General features: G+C 34.7%; 6 protein-coding genes. All 6 read right to left on the bottom strand.

Going from position 1 to position 7,500, the window contains the following annotated elements:
- Positions 1 to 546, bottom strand: a 546-nt coding sequence (locus ABG79_RS04285) for an ABC transporter substrate-binding protein (protein WP_152978211.1), incomplete at its 3' end; no start/stop codon positions are given.
- Positions 547 to 847: 301 nt separating this feature from the next.
- Positions 848 to 1,555 (bottom strand): B3/B4 domain-containing protein, encoded by a 708-nt coding sequence (locus ABG79_RS04290; RefSeq protein WP_057977507.1) that lies wholly within the window; start codon positions 1,553 to 1,555, stop codon positions 848 to 850.
- A 213-nt stretch (positions 1,556 to 1,768) separates the two neighbouring features.
- A complete protein-coding gene (locus tag ABG79_RS04295) occupies positions 1,769 to 3,790 on the bottom strand; it encodes an FAD-dependent oxidoreductase (RefSeq protein ID WP_057977509.1) in 2,022 nt (673 codons plus the stop codon).
- A 272-nt stretch (positions 3,791 to 4,062) separates the two neighbouring features.
- Positions 4,063 to 5,250, bottom strand: a complete 1,188-nt coding sequence (chrA, locus tag ABG79_RS04300) for a chromate efflux transporter (protein WP_057977925.1) — start codon at positions 5,248 to 5,250, stop codon at positions 4,063 to 4,065.
- A 533-nt stretch (positions 5,251 to 5,783) separates the two neighbouring features.
- Positions 5,784 to 6,782, bottom strand: coding sequence for a type II TA system antitoxin MqsA family protein (locus ABG79_RS04305; protein WP_057977511.1), 999 nt, complete (start codon positions 6,780 to 6,782; stop codon positions 5,784 to 5,786).
- A gap of 14 nt (positions 6,783 to 6,796) precedes the next feature.
- Positions 6,797 to 7,231 (bottom strand): hypothetical protein, encoded by a 435-nt coding sequence (locus tag ABG79_RS04310; protein WP_479722823.1) that lies wholly within the window; start codon positions 7,229 to 7,231, stop codon positions 6,797 to 6,799.
- Positions 7,232 to 7,500 lie beyond the last annotated feature (269 nt).

Below are 7,500 nucleotides of genomic sequence, written 5' to 3' on the forward strand. Positions count from 1 at the left end.
TGCTGCCATTGCAACAACTGATGTTATTCCTAATTCCTTCTTCATTGAATCAAGTTTTTCAAATGCTGCTTTGTATGCTTCCTGTGATGTCAATGTGCTTGGGTCAATTCCTGCTTTTTCTAACATTTCAGCATTGTATGCCATTCCCCATGCCTCAACTGCTACTGGGAATCCATATACCTTTCCATCTACTGTGAATTCAAGGTCTGTTAAGTCTATCCATTCATCGCCTTCGAATGGTTCAAGTTTTGATTGCCATGTATTGTATCCGCCCATACCTTCTATTACGAATATATCTGGTTGTCTGTCTGATTGGAATTCAGCCTTTAAATGTTCTGCATACGGTGAATCCCCACCTGATGTCTTTACTATAACTTCTACTCCAGTTTCCTTAGTGTAGTCAGCTGCAAATTTAGTCAATGCATCGTTGATTTCAACCTTGTTCTGGTAAATTACTACTGATTGTTTTTCTTCCTTCTTGGAGCATCCTGCAAACATTCCCCCAATCAGGAAAAGTGCCATTAAAATTGCTAAACCTTTTTTCATTTTGTCTCCCCCTTAATTTTTAAAATTATATTTAGTTATTATAGAATAATCCTATAATAACATTATATACCACAAGATTAATAATATGTAATTTTATCTAATTATTGATTGTTAAATCGTTTGCACATACTATAAAATAAAAAAGAAACGTTTCCAAAAATATTCCCTCAAAAAAGTAAGGCTTGTCTTATGTATTTATTTTATAAAACAAGCTTACTTTTGTCAATATTTTTAAAAAATTCTATATTTCGAAGCCATTACATGCTGTCAGCAGCACAGAAAACATATTGATTCTCCAATCTTATAATATATCTGTGCTCTTATTATTGATGTCCAAAATAGTAATTTTATAGTTTCCGCCTAGATTTTCCTGCACAAGCCTTGCAAGTTCTTTTAAAGCATCTTCAAATTCATTAATTCTTTTTTCATCAACCAATTCAATGCATAAGAATGCATTCTTTGTATTCTCTGTCAACATTGTTCTGACAGATTCGCGCCAATTCCAGCATCGACAAATAGCTCCTTCATCATCTTTATAAACTATTTCTCCTTCATAGGGAGGTTCGCTCTCGTTTGAACCTAATGTTATAAAAGATTCATTGCCTTTTGCCTTTGTAAGCCTTACATCTCCTACAAATGCATCTATATCTTCTCCTCCGCATGGCATAGCATACTTGAGTGAAATTGAGTTGTAAATATCAACTAGTGGATTTATCGTTCCAATGTGGTTTCCATTGTTTACTCTTTTTAATAAAGCTTCAATTGATGAACGCGCACCCTTTTTCGTCTTGAATTTTTGGAATGCTTCTCTCCAGACTCTAATTACTTCATTGCTGCTAAATTCCTCATTCTTGAAATACTTAAAAGCTTCTTTCTCTGCATTTAAAAGCATTTCCTCATACTTTTCCCTGTCATGATTTGTGTTGTCAATGCCCGTGCATACTACTATGCCAATTTTTGCATTTGGAAATACTCCCCAAAAATCATCTTCAACTATGAACTTTTTCATTTTTGTTCCTCCTCTACCAAATCTTGTTATCAGTTTTTATTAAGTGAAAAATTTCAAAAAACCTATATCAGAATATCATACATTTTCTGCATTATATCATTTAATTATCTATTTTTCAATTATTTTCTAATATTCGCAACCCATGGTCTCTTAACCACAATGAATAAAAAAGGTTAGCTTACGCTAACCTAAAATTTTACTTTCTAACATGTTTTATCTTCCGATGTTTCTTGCGCGCGCCATCATTCTTGTAAGTCCTCCGCCATTTTCGAGATTCATAAAACCATATGCCCTTAAAATCTGAACAGCGTAAGCACTTCTTGCTCCAGACGCACAGTAAAGAATTATTTTTCTATCCTTTTTACCAAGCTCACCAATTCTGCTTTCCAGTTCATCAAGCGGTATGTTTATAGCACCTGGATATGCTCCATACGAAAATTCTTCTCTAGTTCGCACATCTATTATCAAAGGTTCATTTGATTCTTTAATCTTTGATTCTTCCTTTGCAATATTCTTTTTTTCTTCACCAGCTTTTTCTCCTATTTTCTTAAGTTCAGGTGCAGGTAAATCTATTTTAAAATTAGTTGGATTTGTTGCTCTGGCATATCTTGAAAGACTTTCAAATCCTCCACTAACGTTAAATACATTTGTAAATCCTGCTCCAATTAAAGTTCTTAATGCCTGATGCCCTTTCTTTCCTGTTTGGTCATAAACAAATATTAGTTGTTGTTTTGGAATTCTGTTAACTACTGTCGCAAGTATTTCAAGTGGTATATTAACTGCTCCATCTACATGTGACTTTTCATACGAGAAAACATCCCTGACATCTATCCACAGAGCCTCTTTACCTTCTAAAAAGGTATCTATTTCAGCAGCCGTCAATGCAGGAGAATATCCTGAAATCCTGTTTTCTGCTGCATAAGCTGCCATGTTCATAGCATCATTTGCAGTTCCAAGAGGTGGTGAATATGCAAAATCCATATCTGCGATATCATAAACAGTAAGCTTTGCAGCAACAGCTGCTGCTAAAACATCCAGTCTCCTGTCAGCCCCTGCATACCCTGCTGTCTGGCCACCAAGAACTACTCCTGTTTCTCTGTCATAAACTATTAAAACTGTTACTTGTTCTGCTCCTGGATAATAGGATGTATGGTGTTCTTTGTGAACTACAATTGCATCCGCATTAAATCCTGCGGCTCTTGCTGCCTTTAGCGAAAGTCCAGTAATTCCAGCCACAGCATCAAAAACCCTTACTATTGATGTTCCAATCGCTCCCTTGTAAACGTGCCTTTTACCAAGTGCATTTTCTGCAGCTATTCTTCCCTGTCGATTAGCAGGTCCAGCAAGGGGAATACGAACCTTTTTGCCAAGAACTCTATTTTCAATTTCCACCATATCACCAGCTGCATAAATATTGTCGTCGCTAGTTTTCAATGTTGAATCAACTAAAAGTCCACCTGCTTCGCCTATTGCAAGCCCTGCCTCCTGAGCAAGTTTAAGGGTAGGACGAACCCCTATTGACAATAAAACCATATCCGCATCAATCTTAGTTCCATCCTTTAAAGTGACACTATTTATTCCTATTTCAGAAACTGCTTTGTTTGTTAATAAATTTACTCCATACGATAGCATTTCTTCTTGAACAAAACCAGCTATTTCGGCTTCCATTATACTCATTACATGTGGCATCATTTCTACTACTGACACCTTCATCCCCCTCTTAACGAGTGCTTCTGTCATCTCAAGTCCTATAAAGCCACCGCCTACAACTACTGCCGTCTTTGGCTTTTTGTTTTCTATAAATGAATTGATTTTATCCATGTCTTCAAGAGTCCAAAGCTGGAATACATGTTCTTGTTCTGCACCTGGAATTGGAGGTGCAATAGGTTTTCCACCCTGTGCAAGTATTAATTTAGTGTATTCAAATGCCTTCTTCTCCCCGGTTTTTGAATCAACAGCATAAACAATTTTATTTTGTCTATCAATTTCTGTTGCAGTAGTATTTATATGAACTGCTACTTGATACTGTTCATTAAAGCTTTCAGGGCTTTGCAATATCAGCTTTGATCTGTTTTTTATATCCCCTCCAATAAAATATGGAAGTCCACAATTAGCAAATGATATATCTGGTCCTGCTTCAAGGACAGTAATTTGAGCATCTGCCGATAGTCTTCTTGCTTTTGCTGCAGCTGTAGCACCTGCTGCTACGCCTCCGATTATAACTATTTTTTCCATGTTAATCACCTCTAAAATTTATTGAGACAATAATTTTTACCATCATCTAATCAGTATGTGTAAAGTTTTCAGTATTAAATAGAGTTTATATAACAAAGAATCATTATATACCCCCTACTCGTATATTTTATAAGTATTTTCTTGTTGTGTCAATCTCCAATTATCATAAATTATCTATAAAACTCAAAAGAGCCAGTTAAAGTATTTTATTACTCCAACTGGCTCGTGATAAATTTTTAAAAAAGAGAAAGTATATAATTTCGGCTTGATATCTACCAAATATAACCTGCAACTAATACAGCTATAACAATTAATGGTGTTGGCACTTTTTTTATAAATAAAAGCAAAACGGTTAACAGGCAAACCAAAATGTTTTCAAGTATAAGGTCACTCTTTTGCATCAAAATGATTGCAGATGTTGTAATTAATCCCCCTGCGATGGCTGTAATACCCCTTAATGATACCTTAATTCCTTTAATCTTTTTTAAGTTTTCCCATATCGGATATACAAAGTAAATTAAGAGAAGCCCTGGCAAAAATATTCCTATTCCACCTGCAAGCGCCCCTATTAATTGAATTAATACACCGCTTCCTCTTGCAGCCATCCCACCTGCGTAAGCGCTAAAACTAAACATTGGACCAGGTAATCCCTGTATAAGACCAAATCCAGTTAAAAACTCCTGGTCTGTCATATATTTATTAATTTCTACTAATTCACTATACATAAGAGGAATGACGACCTGTCCTCCACCAATAACAAGGTAACCATAGCGATAGAAACTCTCAAATATTCGAATTATTTTGTTGTCCCAAAATATATTTAAAATTATACTTCCTATTCCAATAACAGCAAATGCAATCAGGTATTTCCAAGGTGGATTCAATTTTACTCTATTCCAAAGGTCTTTTTCCTTTGATTTTATAATACTCACTACTCCACCAAAAATCAAAACTAATGGGTAAATCCAAGGCTTTCGAATAAAATAAGTAGTTACAGCTCCCAATATCAACAATAATAAAGTAACCTTGTCTGTTGCAACTTTTCGTCCTATACGGTAGGCGGCGACTATAATAAAACCTACTGCCATTGGACCGATATATTGAAACGCTTCCTTAGAAATATTCTTACTACTTAAAAATGACAATATGGTCATAAAGGTTATTATCGGTAATGCCCAAACTAACATAGTTAGAAATGCTAATATTGGTCCCCCAATTTTATGCCCAATAGCAACAATTGTTTGCGTGCTACTTGGGCCAGGTAGAATACCTGTTAAAGCAATAAGTTCAACAAGCTCTTCCTCAGTTAAATATTTTTTCTTAACAACTAACTGTTCAGTAAAAACACCATAATGTGCTTCTGGCCCACCATATGCTCCCATGGAGCAAATAAATACATCCTTTAAAAAGGTTTTCCACGAAACTTTGCTTATGTTTTTCAAATTTTTTTCTGTGTTCATTATCAAATATCCCTCTCCTTCACTTATAAATGTAAAATAAACTTTTTAAAATAAATGTTACTAAAATACTTATACTAAAAGAAAAGAATTCAAATATCAATCTAATATCTAGATTCGATATCGGTTATCGATATATATTATATACTAAAGTAGAAGTAAATTACAAGTCAAAAATCTCAAATCTGTCCTGCAGAAAAATATTAATATTTCTCTTGTATGTTTTCATATTACTGTGAGCTGATTTATCGTTTTATTAAAATAAGCGTCAAAACGAAACCACCATTACAAAAAAAAGCCGCATTTTAATGCGACTGTTAGTGGTAAAGCTGCAAGCAAATATAAGCCTTCTTCTTGTCTTCCTCTAAATCTTGGGTGCTTTTATAGAGGAACATTCTTCACTCCCGTTTTATGTCGTAAGAAAAAGCCCCGAAGGGCTCATGTGTTTTAATGGCATTTTTTCATGATATCATTATATATTGGATTTCTTTGTTTTGCGTCTTATAAGTATCTCACCTAAAAGGAAGCTAAAAATATCAGTTTATTTGTTCAAATATAGCTTTCGAGTATACTTCTATATCTCCAGGAGTAAGCATGTTGAATTTTTCTTTCACAGCAACAAAATATTCCCCGATCAATTCTTTGGGTATTACACGATTAGAATGTGCATCCACCGGCAAACCGTCCCTAGTACGCCGCCATGGCTTCTCCAGATGCGTAAATTCTTCTAATATTTTTCCGCTATAACAGCAAAAGTTTTTAATAACACTATCCAGTATTGCTTTTTCAGAAGTTGTAAAAACTGATTCATCGAAAACTTCAACACTCTCAATTGGGTCAAACCGATAAGATGAATACCTGTTATATACATCTCTGTAAACCGGTCCATGAACCCATGCCTCACATTCTTCTTCAAAAAGAAACCTTCCTTCAAAAGCGTAAAAAAAGCCCTGAACATAATATAGTGCCTTTTGTAAAGCTAAAGGAGTTATGTCCTCGCACTTATAAAGCAGATATTGAATAATCGAGTCCAGCTTCGAACCTGCATTTTTTTCTTCTCCAAGTAGTTCCTGTACCTTCCGCTTACTTTTTTCATATGCCTGAGGAGATTTTAAATTATCCTTATTTTTCTCCAGCAATTCTAAATAATATGCTGGGTCATCATAAATCTTTTGAAGAATATCCGAATACTGTTTTGTAGGCATATCACCCTCACAATATCTCGAAAAAGTCATTTCCCCCCAACCTAAAAGCAATGACAGCGGACGTTTGCCAATATTGTATTTCTGAGGTATTTCTAATATCTTCTCCTGCGAAATAATGTCATTTTTTTGGCGGTACATGTCATACAAAGCCTTCAGATTTTCGTCCTCTATACCCGCTACGTAGACTTCGCCTCCACATTCCATACAAACTGCCTTCTTTCCAATATACTCATATTCTTCGCCTTTAAGCTTACCCTTAATTGTTGCAGTTTCTACCATGTATTCGACATCTCTTCTGCATTCCTCGCAAAAAGTCTTATTCCTATTCATAAGGCGACCTCCTTTCAAACTCTCAAACTTTCTGATTGATCATCGGAAAAGATAATCAATCGGCTTGTTTCGCTTATGAAACGATATGACAACCACTCGTTTTCCACTCCCCTATCAATTAGATTAAATTTCGTATATATATCAACAATCTCCTCAATGCCATCAATGTTAAATAACGTATTCTTGGGACAAAATACATATAAAACCTCATGTTCAAATCCTATTTTTGTATTATGCAATGAATGGCAGAAATCTTCTGTTTTAATTTTTAACAAAATCTCTTTTTGCCTTATGCTGTTTAGATTATATTCATTTATAAAATCTATGTTTTCTTGCCTATTCTCATTTTTTGATATAATGAATCTGCCCTCTCTGACACAGTCTTGTATCATTTCCAAAATCACATTAATCTCTTCCCGGGTATAGTTCTGATTATAGTGCTGATTCATTACTTCACCTCTTTTGTGATATGATGATACTATATTATATGCCTATTGTCAAGATTTATGCATCAATTAGTGCATTTTTAAAATCTAATTGATTTTCTTGTTAAAGAGCGTATACTAAAGATAACAGATCCTTCGAGCTTACTTTAAGCGCAATACAGTAGGCCATAAAAAATACCCACTTAGGTAGATCGCTCTATCTAAGTGGGTTTCCTATTTATGTTTAAAATCATGATAAAACTGTAGCCCTACATTGTGTGGGATTAACACCT

The organism is Caloramator mitchellensis, from assembly GCF_001440545.1.
Lineage (GTDB): Bacteria > Bacillota > Clostridia > Clostridiales > Caloramatoraceae > Caloramator > Caloramator mitchellensis.